Raw genomic sequence first — 17,068 nt, 5'->3', positions numbered from 1 at the left:
CTTGAATGTCATTTCAATGACTTGATGCTAAAAATGAATTTTTATCATAGATAGGAGCGCAAAAAGCAGCTATGAGCTTATTGACAGTCGAAAACGTCTCCCACAATTTCGGGGAACGCACGTTGTTTAAAAACGTATCCTTCCGCCTCCTGGCCGGCGAACATGTAGGTCTCGTCGGTGCCAACGGTGTCGGAAAGTCAACCTTGATGAATATTTTGACGGGGCAGCTGCTGAAGGACAGCGGCAAGGTGGAATGGACGCCGAAGATCCGCTACGGCTATTTGGACCAGCATACGAAGCTGACGCCGGGCAAAACGATCCGCGATGTGCTTAAGGATGCCTTCCTGCCGCTGCTCGAGCTGGAAAAAGAGATGATGGAGATCACCGAGAAAATGGCCGATGCGTCTCCCGAAGAGCTGGAGCTGCTGCTTGAGCAGATGGGTGATATTCAGGAACAGCTGGATATCGGCGATTTCTACATGCTCGACGTCAAAGTGGAGGAGATGGCAAACGGTCTTGGCCTTAATGCGATTGGGCTGGACCGGGACGTGGCCGCCCTCAGCGGTGGTCAGCGCACCAAGGTGCTACTGGCCAAGCTGCTGCTCGAGAAACCGAACGTTCTTCTTCTCGACGAGCCGACCAACTATTTGGACGTGGAGCATATCGAGTGGCTGACCCAGTATCTGAAGGATTATCCGCATGCCTTTATCTTGATCTCCCACGATACGGAGTTCATGAACCAGGTCGTCGATGTCATTTACCATCTGGAATTCGCTAAACTAACCCGGTACTCGGCCAATTACGAGAAGTTTTTGGAGATGGCGGATATTTCAAAGAATCAGCATATCGACGCCTATGAGAAGCAGCAGGAATTTATCAAGAAGCAGGAAGACTTTATCCAGCGAAATAAGGCGCGTTATTCGACCTCCGGCCGGGCGAAGAGCCGTGAGAAGCAGCTGGAGCGCATCGAGCGGATCGATCGTCCGGAAGAAGCGGCCAAGCCGGTGTTTAACTTTAAAGAGGCACGGGCCAGCGGCAAGACGGTGTTTGAAGGGATCGATTTCGAGATCGGTTATACCCACGCCCTGCTTCCCAAAATGAGCATGACGATTGAGCGCGGAGAAAAAATTGCTATCGTCGGCTGTAACGGCGTCGGCAAATCGACGCTCCTGAAGACGATCATGGGTAAAATCCCGCCGATCAGCGGCAAAACGTACCTTGGCGATTTTCTGTATCCGGCCTACTTTGAGCAGGAGGTCCGCCCCGGCAACATCACGCCGATTGACGACGTATGGAATGAGTTCTCGTCTTTGAACCAGCACGAAGTGCGTGCTCACTTGGCCCGCTGCGGCCTGAAGAACGAGCACATTACGCGTCCGCTCAATATGCTCAGCGGCGGCGAGCAGGCGAAGGTGCGGCTGTGCAAGCTGATGATGCGAGAAGCGAACTGGATCCTCTTTGACGAACCGACAAACCATCTCGACGTCGTGGCCAAAGCCGAGCTGAAGCGCGCCCTTCAGGAATTTAAGGGGACGGTGCTGCTCGTTTCCCACGAACCGGATTTTTATGAGGATTGGGTCACCAAAATTTGGAACGTAGAAGAGTGGTCCGCGCAGCGGGCTTAACTGCCTTGTAAATATCGAGCACTCGCAGCAAACAATAACTAAAAGCATATGATAGCCGCTTTCCTTCGGGATTGCGGCTTTTTATGAAAGGAACGATGAGCGATGCAACATACAGGAGACCGTTACTCCCGGCAGGAGCGGTTTGCCCCCTTGGGCAGGGAAGGCCAGCAGAGGCTGGCGGGCAGCCACGTTCTCATTATCGGCGCGGGGGCGCTTGGCACTTCGATCGCCGAGACGCTGGCCCGTTCCGGGGTGGGGCATCTCACGATCGCCGACAGGGATTACGTGGAATGGAGCAACCTTCAGCGGCAGCAGCTGTTTTCCGAGGAAGACGCCCGGCGGCGGCTTCCGAAGGCGGTAGCGGCTAAGCAGCGCTTGGAGGCGATCAATTCGGAGATTGTCATCGACAGCCATATTATGGACGTGCGCGTCGATGAGCTGGAAGAGCTGGTCCACGGAGTGGATCTGATCATGGACGGTACCGATAATTTCGATACGCGTCTACTGATCAACGATCTCGCCCACAAGCATGACCTTCCCTGGATATATGGGGGCTGTGTCGGCAGCTATGGCATCACCTACACCATTCTTCCCGGCAAGACGCCCTGTCTGAACTGCTTGCTGGGCACAGTCCCGCTCGGTGGAGACACCTGCGACACAGCGGGCATTATTCCACAGGCCGTACAGATGGTGACGGCCCACCAGACTACGGAGGCTATGAAGCTATTAAGCGGGCATCCCGAGGCGGTATCGAACAAACTGGTGTCCTTTGACCTGTGGCGCAACGAGTGGATCACAATCGGCGTAGACCATGCGAAAATGGAGGATTGCCCGACCTGCGGACATCAGCGGACATACCCCTACCTGTCAGCCTCAAATCTGGAGAAAACCGACGTGCTCTGCGGGCGCGACACCGTCCAGATCCGTCCCGGGAGCAAGCGGTCCCTCAATTTGGCAGAAACGGCCGACAGGCTAGCCAAGCTCGGAGAGGGCATCGTCGACGCCAACCCTTTTCTGGTATCATTTCAATTGAAATCGAAGCGGATGGTCATCTTTGCCGACGGGAGGGTGCTGGTGCACGGCACCAAGGATATTCCCGAGGCCAGGTCGCTGTATCATCGGTATTTTGGGTAATAGGCATCATTTTCAAATTCAGACCATTCCGTACTCCGGAATGGTTTTTTATTTTGTGGCCACCCTAAAGGGAAACAATCGGCGTGCTCGCCGGAGCAAGCGGTACTGACCGCACATTATCAATACTAAAAAAGTCGGTGGGCTGACATGCACGAAAGCATCCTGGCTGTGGGACTAGCGAAGGACAGTGAGGTCGTTGACGCTCTTCTGGAAGAGCGGTTTGAAATATATATTGCCGGGGACGAAGAAGAAGCTGCTCAATACGCGTGCAGCCATCCGGTCGACCTGCTGCTCATGGATTTGACCGATTCCGCTGTGCCTTTAACCCGGCTCATTCGCACCGTCCAGCGGGAGCAGAAGGGCCGCCGGTTCCCTGCCGTCGTATTGTTGCCGTCCGATATGGACCTGCCTGCCGCCAAGCTTTTCCGTGCAGGCGCAAATGACGTGCTGAAAACGCCTGCCGAAACCGACGAACTGCTGGCCCGGATCCGCAATTTGCTGTCGCTGTTCGGGCTGATCGAAGAGCAGTACGGACAGACGGTCACGATTGCCGACCTGGACATCGACCCCAAGAGCCGGACGGTAACGCGCGGGGGTACCCCTATTGAACTGACGGCAAAAGAATATGACCTGCTGCTGTACCTGGCCAGGCACGTCAACCAGGTGTGCAGCCGTGAGGACATCTTGAAGTATGTATGGGAATTTGAATTTCATATGGTGACCAATGTCGTGGATGTATATATCCGGCATTTGAGGAAAAAGGTTGACCGCGGATTTAAGAAAAAACTGATTCATACCGTGCGCGGAGTGGGTTATATAATAAAAGAAGGCCAATAGTCCTACAGGACTACCAGCCTTCCACGTTGATGTCTATTATAACCTACAGTACGCGGCGTGCTTTCAGATAAGTTCTCTTCCAGTTGCCGGAGTTCAGATCGGAAATCGTTACGCCGGGAGAACCGTACGTGTGCAGAATTTTACCGTTGCCGGCATACACTGCCACGTGAGTTACGTTATGGCCATTGGCTCTGCTGCCGCTGGAGAAGAATACGAGATCTCCGGGCTTCAGGTTTGCTTTCGATACGGCTTTTCCGACTTTGGATTGCGCCGCGGATGTACGCGGCAAGTTAACACCGTACTTTTTAAAGATATGCTTCATAAAAGATGAGCAGTCAAAATTTCTTGTTGTGCTGGTCGAAGCACCGAACTTGTATGGAGTACCCATATATTGTTTTCCGTAATTTACGACTTTTTGTCCAGTCGTTGTCGATGTCGTTGCAACTTGAGTATTAGCTGCAGAGGCTTCCGTTACCTGTGCGCTCGTTGCGATCATTCCACCAAAACCTATAGATGCACATAACCCTACGGTTACTACTTTTTGGATCAGTTGTTTGTTCATGTTGTATTACCTCCAAATTTCGTTTTCTCTCAAGCTCGTCTCCGAGTATAACAGCTTTGTAACAACCTAAATTCTGGATGATGTGTAACAAAACGTTGCGGCTGTAAGAGAAATGGGCTTTTATTAAAAAACGATTAAAAGTTACAAAAAATTAAGAAATACATTTACCCATCCTTGAAGATAATAAAAAACCCTTGATGTATCAAGGGTTTTCATTGTTTTTTGCAATTTTCATTTCGGTTACAAAATTGTTGTCAAACCAAAGCTGCGGCTTTCTTAATCATTGCTTTGGATGACCAGCAGGAGTCCGCCTTCCACGGTGATTGTGCCTTGGGAACCGGTTAATTGGTTGCTGATGCCGAGGGATTCTCCCATTTTAAGCGTGGCGTTGTCCAAGGGGTATTGGAATCCTGTTAATGTAATTCCGGTCACTTCGGGGGTCATAGGCAGCAGAGAGACATACTTGTACCCTCTGTCCTGCACCTCAATGGATGAGCCGGTGAGTGTCATATAATTGTTACGGTCCAGCAGGGCGCAGGAGATGTGATGCTGCAATACCCGGTTCATCATCTGGATATTGGCTAACGTGTGATCGAGCCTGGAGCCTGTCACCCCCATCAGCAGAATGATATCCGGCTGTTCTTTGATGGCGAGGTCCAGCGCAAGCTCCGTATCGGTCAAATCCTTGTCGATGGGATCGCAATCGATGAGCTGCTTGCTGCCGCTTCTAACCTTCTGCAAATCGTCTGAAGATATAGAGTCAAAATCCCCTACAGCCAGGTCAGGCTTATAATTGTTTTCTATTAAAAATAACGCTCCCCGGTCGGCACCGATCAAAAAGTCGGAAGGCCTGATTTCCTTCAAGTACTGCTTGTGCAAATCGCCTCCGGAAAAGATCAATACCCGTTTCTGTTCCATCCTTATTTACCTCCGATTGTCGCATTGACGGCTCTTGGCAAGCCCTTTAATTCGCTTTTTATCGAAAGGGCTTGGAAGTTATTCTAGTATAAATCAGAATAGATGGTTGCACAATTCGGCCGGCAGCGGCTACAATGGATGACAGCATATGTTAGGGAGAGGTCAGAAAGAAAGTGGACATGCACGTTTTTGAACTATTCAGCATGATCGGCACCATCGCTTTCGCCATGTCCGGTGCGCTCGTAGCCATGGAGGAAGAGTACGACATTTTGGGGATCTTGGTTCTCGGCCTGGTGACTGCCTTCGGCGGCGGGGTCATCCGCAATGTACTGATCGGTGTGCCGGTGACGACGCTTTGGAGCCAGGGACTGCTGATCAAATTGGCGATCGTGGCAGTGATCGTCGCTTTCCTGCTGCCTGTAAACTGGATCAGGCACTGGAAGAGGGCGGAGGCGCTGCTGGATGCGGTGGGACTGTCCGCCTTCGCGATCCAAGGCGCATTGTATGCAGCCAACATGCATCATCCGCTCAGCGCGGTCGTTGTTGCCGCCGTGTTGACGGGCATTGGGGGAGGAATTATCCGGGACCTGCTCGCCGGAAGGAAGCCGCTTGTGCTTCGAGATGAAATATATGCCGTGTGGGCGATGCTGGCCGGGGTAGCCATCGGACTGCATTGGATCCAGACTACACTGGAAGTGATCGTTTTGTTTGCGGCGGTGGTGGTGTTCCGGATGCTGTCTGTTTTCTATAAATGGAAGCTCCCGCGGCGTTCGCTGCAGCCATCTGCCATACAGCCCGTCATCCGCGACGAACGGCACAAGGAATCAGCATAAAGCTAGGAGGACGAGACTTACATGATTTCCGTTTTATTTGTTTGTTTGGGCAACATTTGCCGCTCACCGATGGCTGAGGCGATCTTGAGACATAAAGTGGGCGAGGCAGGGCTGGAAGGAAAGATCAGCGTGGATTCCGCAGGCACGGGAGACTGGCACCTCGGCAAGATTCCGCATGAAGGAACCCGGCGGATGCTGGATCAGTACAAGATCAGTTATGCGGGAATGAAGGCGAGACAGGTCGCGAGCAGCGATTTCGAAACCTTCGACTACATCGTCTGCATGGATGACAGCAACGCGGCGAACCTGCGCAAGCTTCCGGGGGGAGAACAGGCGACCGTCCTGAAGTTTATGGACCTGCTGCCGGATCATGAGCTTCGCGAAGTGCCGGACCCTTATTATACGGGGAATTTCGAGCAGGTGTACGAATTGATGGACGCGGGCTGCCAGGTACTTTTGGACAAAATATGCCAAGAAAAGCTATAATAGAAAAGACACGCCCGAACGAGGCAATGATCAAAAAGGAAAGCGGCAGGCGCACTGCCGTTTTTTCAGGCTGGAATTGAAAGCGTAACCACTTGCGGGGATAAAAAAAGGTGAACGTCGGCTGAGCTGTGGCTGCTGCATTAGCATTCATACCGGATCATGTTCACCTTTGTGCTGTTCAATAGAGGGTAATGGGTCAGGCGCGAAGAAAATAGAGCAGTGCATCCGGCAGTTCTTTTTGCCAGAAGCCCCAAATATGCTTGCCGTCTTTCTCGGTATACCGAACGGTTGCGCCGCGGTCCAACAGCAGTTCTTTCATGCTTCGGTTAATCTCGACGAAGTTGTAGACTCCAAGGTCACTCTCGAAATGGGTTTCCTGCAGGCCGACGATCATGTAGACATCGAGCCAGGACAAGTCATCGTTTTCGGCTACGATTTCCTGGGTGTCCGTATAGTAAGCGCCGGACAAGCTGACAATCCGGTGAAACATCTCCGGATAGTTCATAGCCAGGTGGAGCGAAACACATCCTCCCAGCGAGTCGCCGGCCAGCACGCGCTGCCCGGGGTCTTGCCGCACGGGATATTTTTGCTCGATGAAGGGAATAATTTCTTCGGCAAAGCACCGGGTGTAGGCCTCGAACCGGCTGCCGAACGGCGCATATTCTTCGGTTCGCACGGAGGTGTCGACCTCGACGCCTACGACGATGAAGGGTTCGGCGAGATCGTCCAGAATCAGCTGATTGGCGATGGTCGCGATCCGGCCGAAATTAAAAAATTCCTCGCCATCCTGGCAGTAGACGACCGGATAGCTGACGACCTCGTGGTAGCCGGGCGGCAGATACACGCGCAGGTTACGGCTTTCATTCAAAAAGCGGCTCTCCAGTTGTTCCTTGTGAATGGTTCGTTTCAAGTATTTTGAATCCGTCATTCATGATCACCTTTCGTGCGGTTAATTTTTGCAATCGGGAAAACAATAAGTTACTATAACCCATGTTTGCCGATTTTGTACCTGTTTCAGTCAAAGCACTCTGTCTGTTATACAAAATGTATTCGCCTGTTATACATACAAAGCGCAAATATTTTGAAATTTAATCCGCAATAGCTTTGACGAAACGAATAAAACAGGTGTATAATAATTCTATAACAGCGGAACTTGATATTCAAATTTTTTTGTTGAGGTGAAGAGAATGAGCAAGGTTCCTTATGAAGTGTACACCGAGGAAGTCGAAGCGCTTTCCGTGCTTTCTCCGGACGGTGAAATTGTTAATGAAGCGAAAATGCCTAAACTTACTGATGATCAGTTAAAAGAAATTATGTACCGTATGGTATTTACACGTACTTGGGATGACCGTGCTGTTAACCTTGGACGTCAGGGCCGTCTCGGCTTCTACGCACCGGTTTCCGGTCAAGAAGCGACGATGGTCGGCAGTGAATTCGCGCTGGAGAAAGATGACTTTATCTGCCCGGGCTACCGCGACATGCCGCAAATCGTATGGCACGGACTTCCGCTATACCAAGCGTTCCTGTACTCCCGCGGACATCAAGAAGGCGGCCGCATTCCTGAGGGCGTTAACGTTTTGATGCCGCAAATTATTATCGGTGCGCAAATTTTGCACGCGATGGGTATTGCCATGGGCTACAAGCTGAAGAAGCAGAAGCAAGTGGTCATTACGTACACAGGTGACGGCGGATCTTCCGAGGGCGACTTCTACGAAGGCCTGAACTATGCCGGACGCTTCAAACTTCCTGTCATTTTCTTCGTACAAAACAACGGCTACGCCATTACGACTCCTTTCGCAAAACAAACGGCAGCCTTGTCGATCGCGCACAAAGCGGTTGCAGCCGGTATCCGCGGCGTAAAAGTCGACGGTATGGACGTGCTTGCCGTTATTAGTGCTGTTCAAGAAGCTGCTGAGCTAGCACGCAACGGCGAAGGCGCAACTTTGATCGAAGGCGTAACTTACCGGTACCGTCCGCACTCCTTGTCCGACGATGCAACCAAATACCGCACGAAGGACGAAGAAGGCGAATGGAACGCGAAGGATCCGATTACGCGCCTCGGCAAGTACCTGGAGAAGAAAGGCCTGTGGTCGGAAGAAGACACGGCCCGCGTGAAAGAGGAAGCCAAAGCGAAAGTAAACGAAGAGATCAAAAAAGCGGAACAGACTCAAAAAATGACCGTTCCCGGCCTGATCGACAGCATGTTCGAACAAACACCGAAACATTTGGAAGAACAAAAGGCCGATTTCCAATAAATCGTTTGATCCGTTTTGCGTAGTTTAACGAATGTTTAAGGAGGAAATGAAGCAATGGCACAAATGAATATGAAGGAAGCAATCCGCGATGCGCTGCGCGTGGAACTCAAGCGTGACCCGAACGTGATTGTGTTTGGTGAGGACGTAGGTAATGTCGGCGGCGTATTCCGTGCGACGGAAGGGCTGCAAAAAGAATTTGGAGAGGAACGCGTCTTTGACACGCCTCTGGCTGAATCCGCGATCGGCGGCCTGGCTGTTGGCCTCGGGATCCAAGGCTTCCGTCCGGTAGCCGAAATCCAGTTTGTCGGCTTTATCTTTGAAGCGCTCGACCAAATGTTTGTACAGGCAGCCCGTATGCGTTTCCGTTCCGGCGGACGCTACAACGCGCCGATCGTATTCCGCACACCGTTTGGCGGCGGGGTTAAAGCGGCTGAGCTTCACACCGATTCCCTGGAAGGTTTGGCCGTTCAAACACCGGGTATTAAAGTGGTAGTGCCGTCGAACCCTTACGACGCCAAAGGCCTGATGATTGCGGCGATCCGCGACAACGATCCGGTGTTCTTCATGGAGCACTTGAACCTGTACCACGCGTTCCGCGCCGAAGTTCCTGAAGAGGACTACGTCGTTGAGCTGGGTAAGGCTAACGTGGTCCGCGAAGGTTCCGACGTGACGATCATCGCCTACGGCATGATGGTTCATACTGCTACGAAAGCAGCGGAAGAGCTTGAGAAAACGAAAGGCATCAAAGCCGAAATCATCGACCTGCGTACGCTGAATCCTTTGGATATCGATACGATCGTTGCATCGATCAAGAAAACAAACCGTGCCATCGTCGTACAGGAAGCTCAAAAAACTTCCGGCGTAGCGGCTGAGGTCATTGCTCAAATCAACGAAAAAGCGATTCTTCACCTGGAAGCTCCAGTACTGCGCGTAGCTGGACCTGACACGGTATATCCTTTTGCCCAAATCGAAGATACATGGCTTCCTACACCGGCTCGAGTCATCGCTGCAGTCAACAAAGTCATGGAATTCTAAGAATCGCAGTCATTCAATAGGGAGGTAGTAACGTGGCAAAATTTGAATATCGGTTCCCCGAACTGGGAGAGGGCTTGCATGAAGGCGAAATTATCAAAATGCATATCAAGCCCGGCGATAAAGTAACAGACGACGACATCATTATGGAAGTGCAGAACGACAAGGCGGTTGTAGAAGTGCCTTGTCCGGTTAACGGCACAGTACAGGAAGTATTCACGAAGGACGGACAGGTGTGCCGTGTTGGCGAAGTAGTCGCCATTATCGATGCGGAAGGCGAAGTGCCTGAGCAGGAAGCTCCTGCCGGCGATCACGGCGCCCAAGAAGCAGACGCAGCAAAAGGCAGCGCGGATACGACTTCTTCCCCTGCAGCAAGCAGCCCTGCCGATGATAAAGAAGGCGGCGCTGACCAAGCACCGGCTCCTGCAGCTCCGAACAAAGAAGTGCTGGCTACGCCAAGCGTGCGCAAGTTTGCGCGTGAGCAAGGCGTTGACATCACGCAAGTGAGCGGAACGGGCAACAACGGTAAAGTGACTAAAGAAGACGTCGAAGCCTTCAAGAACGGCGGCGGTCAAGCAGCAGCACACTGCAGCAGCTAAGGCTGAAGACAAGGCAGCAGCACCTGCAGCGGCAGCAGCAGCTGCGGATCCGCGTGCTGAAGAAGAGCGCGTACCGTTCAAAGGAATCCGTAAAGCGATCGCTAACGCCATGGTGAAATCGGCGTATACAGCTCCGCACGTTACGATCATGGACGAAGTGGACGTAACCGAGCTGGTGGCATTCCGTACCCGCATGAAACCGATCGCCGAGAAGAAAGGCACGAAGGTCACTTATCTGCCGTTCATCGTCAAAGCGCTTGTGGCGGCCAGCCGTCAATTCCCTGCTTTGAACGCGACGATTGACGAAGAAAACAACGAAATCGTCTACAAGAAGTACTACAACATCGGTATCGCAACCGATACGGATAACGGTCTGATCGTACCGGTCATCAAAGATGCGGACCGTAAGAGCATCTGGATGATCGCTGACGCGATCCGCGACCTTGCGGCACGCGGCCGTGACGGCAAACTGGCTCCGGCAGAAATGAAAGGCAGCACGATCTCCATCACCAATATCGGTTCCGCCGGCGGCATGTTCTTTACTCCGATCATCAACTTCCCTGAAGTGGCGATCCTGGGTACCGGACGCATTACCGAAAAACCTGTCGTGAAGAACGGCGAAATCGTGGCAGCTCCAGTTATGGCCCTGTCCCTGAGCTTTGACCACCGCATCATCGATGGTGCTACAGCCCAAAACTTTATGAACTATATTAAATCACTGCTCAGCAACCCTGAGCTGCTGGTTATGGAGGTGTAAGATATGGTAGTAGGTGACGCTTCTCTCGATATCGATACATTAGTGATTGGTGCTGGTCCCGGCGGTTACGTGGCAGCTATCCGTGCTGCACAGCTAGGACAAAAGGTTCTGATTGTGGATAAATCCGAAGTGGGCGGCGTGTGCTTGAACCGCGGATGTATCCCTTCCAAAGCCCTGATTGCGGCGGCTCATCAATATGAGTCTGCCGTTCACGGCGAATCTTTCGGCGTAACCGCTGAGAACGTGAAAGTGGACTTTAGCAAAACCCAGGAATTCAAAAACGGCGTTGTGAAAAAGCTGACCGGCGGCGTTGCCGGCCTGCTCAAAGGCAACAAGGTTGAAATTTTCAACGGCGAGTGCATGTTCATCAACGAAAACGAGGCGCGCGTGTTCAACGAACACGAGTCCCCTCGCTACCGTTTCAAAAACTGCATCATCGCTACCGGCTCCCGTCCGATCGAGCTCAAAGCGTTCCCGTTCGGCGGCCGCATCCTGTCTTCGACAGAAGCGCTGAGCCTGCCTGAAATTCCGAAGAGCATGGTTGTCATCGGCGGCGGATACATCGGTGCCGAGCTTGGCCAAATGTACTCCAAATTCGGAACAAAAGTAACGATCATCGAAGGACTGGATTCCATCCTGAACGGATTCGATCCGGACATGACGAAGCTCGTTGTGAAGAGCATGACCAAAACCGGCGTGGAAATCATCACAAACGCCAAAGCGGAAAGCGCGACTCAAACCGACAGCGAAGTTACGGTGAAATACTCCGTGAACGGCGAAACGAAAGAAGTGACTGCCGACTACCTGCTCGTTACGGTTGGACGCCGTCCAAACACCGACGGAGAGCTCGGACTCGACCTGATCGGTATCGAATTGGATGACCGCGGTCTGATCAAAGTCGATCATCAGGGACGTACGAACAAGCCGCATATCTTTGCAATCGGCGACATCGTTAAAGGCCCTGCGCTGGCACACAAAGCTTCCTACGAAGGTAAAGTAGCGGCTGAAGCCATCGCCGGACATCCTTCCGTTGTGGACTACAAAGTCGTCCCAGCCGTAGCATTCGTCGATCCTGAATGCGCGAGCGTAGGCTACACCGAAAAAGAAGCAAAAGAAAAAGGCTACAAAGCAAAAGCAGCGAAGTTCCCGTTTGCGGGCAACGGACGCGCCTTGTCCCTCAATGCTGCGGACGGCTTCGTGAAGCTGGTGTTTGACGAGGAAACTCAACTCGTGCTGGGATGCCACATCGCCGGGGTGGAAGCTTCCAACCTGATCGCTGAGCTGGGCCTCGCTATCGAAATGGGCGCCACACTGGAAGATATCGCTTTGACGATCCATGCGCATCCAACGCTGGGCGAAATCGTGATGGAAACCGCCGAGCTTGCGCTGGGCAATCCGATTCACGTGATCGCACCACGCCGCTAAGTTATCATCATATATAGAAGTAACTCAAGGAAAGAGCCGCCCCAAGCGGCTCTTTCTTTTTTTGTTATTGAAGGGACTTCGTCATTTCAGGCGTTAGCGCCAAAGGAGCCGGATCCATTAACCGCTGAAATAACCATCTAGAAGGGGCTGTTTTGCAATCCACCCATATCATAATAGGAGGGGATGTGTTGTTTTTCTAATTATGGGATCATCTGGGTGATGATGCTGACTGGTTGAGGATTTTGCTACAATAGAAAGAGCAGAACGTTTCATTCTAGGGAAGGTGGGGGATGTTATGGGAACGATGACCTCATTTCTGGAAAGAGGACTGATGGACGAAGATTTTCCGATTCGTGTGGTTCAGACAGAAGAAACGTTTCTTTTTGCGCCGCATTGGCATGAAGAAGTCGAAATTGTATATGTGGCCGAAAGCGGGGCGCGTATCGAACTGAACCATCACTTATGTGAGCTGAAGAAAGGGGAGATTTTGATGATCAAGCCGGGTGAAGTCCATTCTTTTCTGCCCGGCACCGGCAAGCTGCTGATTATCGTATTTCGCATGCACTTTTTAACAGGAACGAACCTATGCGGCCCGGATGAGCAAAGCTTAAAGTCGCTCGTTTCGCACAATACCGTCATTCCGGCACATCAAGTGCAGAAGGCAAATTTGGCGCTGATGATGAAAGCGATTGCTGAAGAAGAATCGGGCAGGCAGCCCGGTTATAAATGGTCCATGAAAGCAAGGCTGTACGACCTGATCGTTCGTTTGATCCGGCTCAAGCCGGGGCAAATGGAGGATGATTGTCCAGGGGGTGCCTGCTCCGAGAGCAAAAAATTCGCCTTTATTGAGGCGGTGTGCGAGTACATGGAAAGGCACTACGACCAGCCGCTGAAGCTGGATGACATTGCCGACCATACGAACTTTAACAAATTTTATTTATGCAAGTTGTTTAAGGAAGCCCGCGGCATGACGGTTATGGATTACTTGAATCAATACCGGATTGCACAGGCTAAATGGGAGCTGCTTGGCGGTTCTGAATCCATTCTGCAGATCGCTGTGCGGAACGGATTTAACAATCTGAACTCGTTTAACCGTATTTTTAAAAAGTACAATGGCTGCACGCCTTCCGAATTTCGCAAGCGAAGCGGCAGGACTGCGCAATAAATGAACAATCCAGACCAATATCCGATGAGCCCGGCCGGCAAAAATCCCATAAAATGATAACAAACTTAGATGTAAGCGTTTCCTTTTAAATCGTGGATGAGGGGGGACTAGTTGTTATCCTGGGATTGACCAACATCAAGCGAAAAGCAAAGGACGGGTGCTCATGAGAAGAAATCATTGGGGATATACCTTTATGCTGAGTCTGCTGGGCTTGTCCATCCTGCTGGCCGGGTGTACGGTCTCGGGCAAAGGAACGGGCTCAAGCCAGGAAATTACCGTATGGAGCTTTACCGATGAGGCGAATTACGCCATTGATAAGTTTGAGAAGAAGTACCCCGGGGTCAAGGTGAACTTCGTCAACATCCCCGGCAACTTTTACATCACCAAGCTGAAATCCGCCTTGCAGACGGCTTCCAAGGCACCGGACGTGTTCATGCTCGAAAACGGGAACATCCGTGAGCTGATCGACGTTCCCTACCTGGAGAACCTGTCTGCGGCTCCGTATGATGCAAACAAGCTCATTCCTGAGCAGTATCCCTTCGTGCAAGCCAACGAAAAGGACTCTGAAGGGAACGTCAAGGCACTGGGTTACCAGGCGACACCTGGAGGCATTTATTACCGCCGGGACCTGGCTAAACAATATTTGGGCACAGACGATCCGGAGGAAGTCAGCAAGCAGATTGACTCCTGGGACAAAATTTTCGACATCGGCGAAAGGGTTGCCAAAGAAAGCGGGGGCAAAGTGCACGCCCTGGCGAATTGGAACGCCATTTCCGTCTCATATGAAGGCATTCCATGGGTCAAGGACAACAAGCTTGTTATCAACGACGCTTACCTGAAGGTGCTCGATATGGTGAGGGAAGCGCGGCAGCGGCATGTGCTGGCCGAATTTGACGACGGGAGCGCCGGATATGCCGCTTCCATGCAAAAGGGCGAGGTGATGTTCTATCCGGGCGCAAGCTGGGCGCTGCAATACACGTTTAAGGCGAATGCACCGGATACGTCGGGAAAATGGGGACTTGCGCACGGACCGGCCTCGTTCAGCTCCGGGGGAACGTATATCGCTATGTACAGCAAAAGCAAAAACAAGGATCTGGCGTGGAAATTTATCCACTTCTACAATTTCGACCACGAGTTTTTGACCGAGCTGGCCCATGACCAGGACTACTTTACGAGCAATCGGGTCGTGGACGACCAGCTGGCTCCGACGCTGACTTCCGCTTACCTGGGGAACCAGAAGCACTTCGAGTTCTTTTCCGAGGAAGCGAAAAACGTGCCGAGCTATCAGCGGACGCCTTTTGATACGGTGATCAACAATGACATTTACAAAAATGTGCTGCAGCTGTACCTGAACAACAAGATGAAGACGAAAGAAGAAGCCATCCAAAGAATTAAACGGGACGTCAAGCTCAGGTACCCCGAGCTGGAGGTGGATTGACGATTAGCGGTTGATTATTCGGCTGCGACAACGTTGGAACAACCTATACCAGGAGGTGCGTCCATGTTTGCCAAATCGATACGGAAGGACCATTACGGTTATTTTTTCATAGCACCGTTCTTTATCATCTTTCTGCTGTTCGGATTGTATCCGATTCTATACTCACTGTATATCAGCTTTACGAACTGGGACGGGATCCGGACGCCGGAATTCGTGGGGCTGGGTAACTACATTGCGGTATTCCACGACCCGATATTTTACAAAACCTTTCTCAACACGCTGTTTATTTGGGGCGTGTCCGTCATCCCTCAGCTGACCGTTTCGCTTGTGCTCGCCTTTATTTTAAACGAGAAGTTCGTCAAGGGAAGAAACATCTTCCGTGCCGTCTACTTCTTCCCGCATATCGTCACCGCCGCTTCGCTGGGGCTGCTTGTAAGCCTGATCTTCGACTGGCAGTCGGGCGGGCTGAACCACTTTCTCGTCGAGAGCGGAATCATCCACGATCCGATCAACTGGAAGAACAACGCCTGGTTCATGCGGCTGATCGTGTCCTCGATTTTGTTCTTTCAATACTTCGGCTACTCCATGATCATTTATTTGGCCGGACTGCAGGGAATCGATCCTTCGCTGACCGAGGCCGCCCAAATCGACGGGGCCACGAAAAAGCACATTTTCCTGCACATCACGGTTCCGATGCTGAAACCGATCATTTTGTTCCAGGTCATCACCTCGATCATCGGCGGGATGCAGATCTTCGATCAGCCCTTTACCCTCACCAATGGCACGGGAGCGCCGGACCGCGCATCCATGACCAGCATCATGTACCTGTACAACGTCGCGTTTCAGAGCACGCGGTTTGGCTACGGAGCTGCCATCGCGTTTTGCCTGTTCATCATTATCATTCTGTTCTCCGTCCTGTCGTTTGTGCTGACGAACCGGAAGAAGGCTTGAGGAAGGAGTCGATAACATGGAAGCGATTAGACCGATCCGGCGGGAACTTCCGTATGCCGCCAAGCCCAAACGCCGCCTGTCCGCCGGCATGGTGCTGCTGTATATTTTTCTGATCGGGTTTGCCATCATATGTATCATCCCGTTTTATCTCATGCTGATCTACTCCAGCCACAGCAATGCCGACATCGCCTCATCGTTCATCTTTCTGCCGGGGAAGGATCTGTGGGCGAACTACAGCAACATGGCCGCAAAAATCAACATTTGGCGGGGATTCATGAACAGCTTCTTCATTGCGGGATCCACAACGGTGCTGTCCTTGTACATCGGTGCGCTGACGGCCTACGGCTTCGCCAAATTCCGGTTTAAAGGCAACAAGCAGCTGTTCTTCGCTCTTCTGGCCACGATGATGGTGCCGGGGCAGCTGGCCCTGATCGGGGTATACCGGCTGTTCAGCACATTCGGCCTGCTCGACAGCTACGCGGCTATCATTCTGCCGGCGGCGGCGAACGCCTTTAACGTCTTTTTCATCAAGCAATTTATCGACGGAAGCATTCCGGACGAAATCATCGAATCGTCGCGGGTCGACGGTGCGGGCGAGTTCCGGACGTTCAACCAGATCATCCTGCCGATTCTGGGTCCTGCGGTTTCCGCACTCGGCATCTTTACGTTCATCGGCTCCTGGAACAACTTCCTCGGCCCGCTCGTCTTGTTCTTCTCGCAGAGCAAATATCCGCTGCCGGTTCTGGTCGCGCTCGTACAGGGTTATTACGGGATGGACTACGGCCTGTTGTACCTGGGTGTGGCGATTTCCATCGTGCCGATCATCATCGTGTTTGCGGTCTTTTCCAAGCAGATCATCGGGAGCGTGGCGATTGGAGCCGTTAAAGGGTAACGCTGCGTCTGTCATATGAATAATCTCGCGATGATGTAACGGCAACAAGGCTTTGGCATGAGACGGTTCTTGGGGGAAGACCCTGGGAACCGTTTTTTTGTAGTTAGATCCCGGTATGCGGCAAGCGGGCGGATTTTGGTCACTGGGGATGGACTTTTT

At 52.0% G+C, this 17,068-nt stretch carries 15 protein-coding genes and 1 pseudogene; 13 read left to right on the top strand and 3 right to left on the bottom strand.

Annotation, left to right across the window (positions count from 1 at the left end; genetic code table 11):
• Nucleotides 1–71: 71 nt before the first annotated feature.
• The 3 genes from ABIE48_RS18620 (at nt 72) to ABIE48_RS18610 (ending at nt 3,596) form a co-directional block, all read left to right on the top strand.
• Nucleotides 72–1,625 (top strand): ABC-F family ATP-binding cassette domain-containing protein, encoded by a 1,554-nt coding sequence (locus ABIE48_RS18620; RefSeq protein ID WP_192715500.1) that lies wholly within the window; start codon nt 72–74, stop codon nt 1,623–1,625.
• Nucleotides 1,626–1,727: 102 nt separating this feature from the next.
• Entirely contained in the window at nt 1,728–2,759 is a 1,032-nt protein-coding gene (locus ABIE48_RS18615; RefSeq protein ID WP_145024230.1) for a thiazole biosynthesis adenylyltransferase ThiF, read from the top strand.
• A gap of 147 nt (nt 2,760–2,906) precedes the next feature.
• Entirely contained in the window at nt 2,907–3,596 is a 690-nt protein-coding gene (locus ABIE48_RS18610; RefSeq protein WP_192715499.1) for a response regulator transcription factor, read from the top strand.
• A gap of 43 nt (nt 3,597–3,639) precedes the next feature.
• Here ABIE48_RS18610 and ABIE48_RS18605 read toward each other — a convergent pair whose 3' ends face one another.
• Both ABIE48_RS18605 and ABIE48_RS18600 read right to left on the bottom strand, forming a co-directional pair.
• Complete coding sequence (locus ABIE48_RS18605; protein WP_145024234.1) at nt 3,640–4,158, bottom strand: C40 family peptidase; 519 nt, start codon at nt 4,156–4,158, stop codon at nt 3,640–3,642.
• A 276-nt stretch (nt 4,159–4,434) separates the two neighbouring features.
• A complete protein-coding gene (locus tag ABIE48_RS18600; protein ID WP_145024236.1) occupies nt 4,435–5,076 on the bottom strand; it encodes a thiamine diphosphokinase in 642 nt (213 codons plus the stop codon).
• A gap of 179 nt (nt 5,077–5,255) precedes the next feature.
• On the opposite strand from ABIE48_RS18600, the gene ABIE48_RS18595 reads away from it, so the two are divergent.
• Nucleotides 5,256–5,909 carry a trimeric intracellular cation channel family protein gene (locus tag ABIE48_RS18595; RefSeq protein ID WP_089550280.1) on the top strand — a complete coding sequence of 218 codons (654 nt, stop codon included), beginning with the start codon at nt 5,256–5,258 and terminating at the stop codon, nt 5,907–5,909.
• A gap of 21 nt (nt 5,910–5,930) precedes the next feature.
• On the top strand, nt 5,931–6,395 hold the full coding sequence (locus ABIE48_RS18590) for a low molecular weight protein-tyrosine-phosphatase (protein WP_116229885.1): 465 nt from the start codon (nt 5,931–5,933) through the stop codon (nt 6,393–6,395).
• A gap of 196 nt (nt 6,396–6,591) precedes the next feature.
• Here ABIE48_RS18590 and ABIE48_RS18585 read toward each other — a convergent pair whose 3' ends face one another.
• Nucleotides 6,592–7,323, bottom strand: a complete 732-nt coding sequence (locus tag ABIE48_RS18585; protein WP_192715498.1) for an alpha/beta hydrolase — start codon at nt 7,321–7,323, stop codon at nt 6,592–6,594.
• A 259-nt stretch (nt 7,324–7,582) separates the two neighbouring features.
• Here ABIE48_RS18585 and pdhA point away from each other — a divergent pair, with 259 nt between their 5' ends.
• The 8 genes and pseudogenes from pdhA (at nt 7,583) to ABIE48_RS18545 (ending at nt 16,909) form a co-directional block, all read left to right on the top strand.
• Nucleotides 7,583–8,650 (top strand): pyruvate dehydrogenase (acetyl-transferring) E1 component subunit alpha, encoded by a 1,068-nt coding sequence (gene pdhA / locus ABIE48_RS18580; RefSeq protein WP_076171332.1) that lies wholly within the window; start codon nt 7,583–7,585, stop codon nt 8,648–8,650.
• A 54-nt stretch (nt 8,651–8,704) separates the two neighbouring features.
• Nucleotides 8,705–9,685 (top strand): alpha-ketoacid dehydrogenase subunit beta, encoded by a 981-nt coding sequence (locus tag ABIE48_RS18575; RefSeq protein WP_076171334.1) that lies wholly within the window; start codon nt 8,705–8,707, stop codon nt 9,683–9,685.
• 32 nt (nt 9,686–9,717) lie between these two features.
• Nucleotides 9,718–11,038 (top strand): annotated as a pseudogene (locus ABIE48_RS18570) (dihydrolipoamide acetyltransferase family protein).
• 3 nt (nt 11,039–11,041) lie between these two features.
• Nucleotides 11,042–12,463 carry a dihydrolipoyl dehydrogenase gene (gene lpdA, locus ABIE48_RS18565; protein ID WP_076171339.1) on the top strand — a complete coding sequence of 474 codons (1,422 nt, stop codon included), beginning with the start codon at nt 11,042–11,044 and terminating at the stop codon, nt 12,461–12,463.
• A 295-nt stretch (nt 12,464–12,758) separates the two neighbouring features.
• The gene (locus tag ABIE48_RS18560) at nt 12,759–13,628 is read left to right on the top strand and encodes an AraC family transcriptional regulator (RefSeq protein WP_145024238.1); all 870 of its coding nucleotides are present in this window, start codon (nt 12,759–12,761) and stop codon (nt 13,626–13,628) included.
• A gap of 163 nt (nt 13,629–13,791) precedes the next feature.
• The gene (locus ABIE48_RS18555; RefSeq protein WP_244364426.1) at nt 13,792–15,066 is read left to right on the top strand and encodes an ABC transporter substrate-binding protein; all 1,275 of its coding nucleotides are present in this window, start codon (nt 13,792–13,794) and stop codon (nt 15,064–15,066) included.
• Between the two features lie 63 nt (nt 15,067–15,129).
• On the top strand, nt 15,130–16,017 hold the full coding sequence (locus tag ABIE48_RS18550; RefSeq protein ID WP_116229893.1) for a carbohydrate ABC transporter permease: 888 nt from the start codon (nt 15,130–15,132) through the stop codon (nt 16,015–16,017).
• A 16-nt stretch (nt 16,018–16,033) separates the two neighbouring features.
• Nucleotides 16,034–16,909 carry a carbohydrate ABC transporter permease gene (locus ABIE48_RS18545; protein ID WP_084203934.1) on the top strand — a complete coding sequence of 292 codons (876 nt, stop codon included), beginning with the start codon at nt 16,034–16,036 and terminating at the stop codon, nt 16,907–16,909.
• The last annotated feature ends 159 nt before the right edge of the window (nt 16,910–17,068 follow it).

The sequence above is a fragment of the Paenibacillus sp. OAE614 genome, assembly GCF_040546645.1.
Taxonomy (GTDB): Bacteria; Bacillota; Bacilli; order Paenibacillales; family Paenibacillaceae; genus Paenibacillus_AQ; species Paenibacillus_AQ favisporus.
The sequence above is the reverse complement of the archived record's forward strand: the minus strand, read 5'-3'. Positions and strand labels throughout refer to the sequence as shown.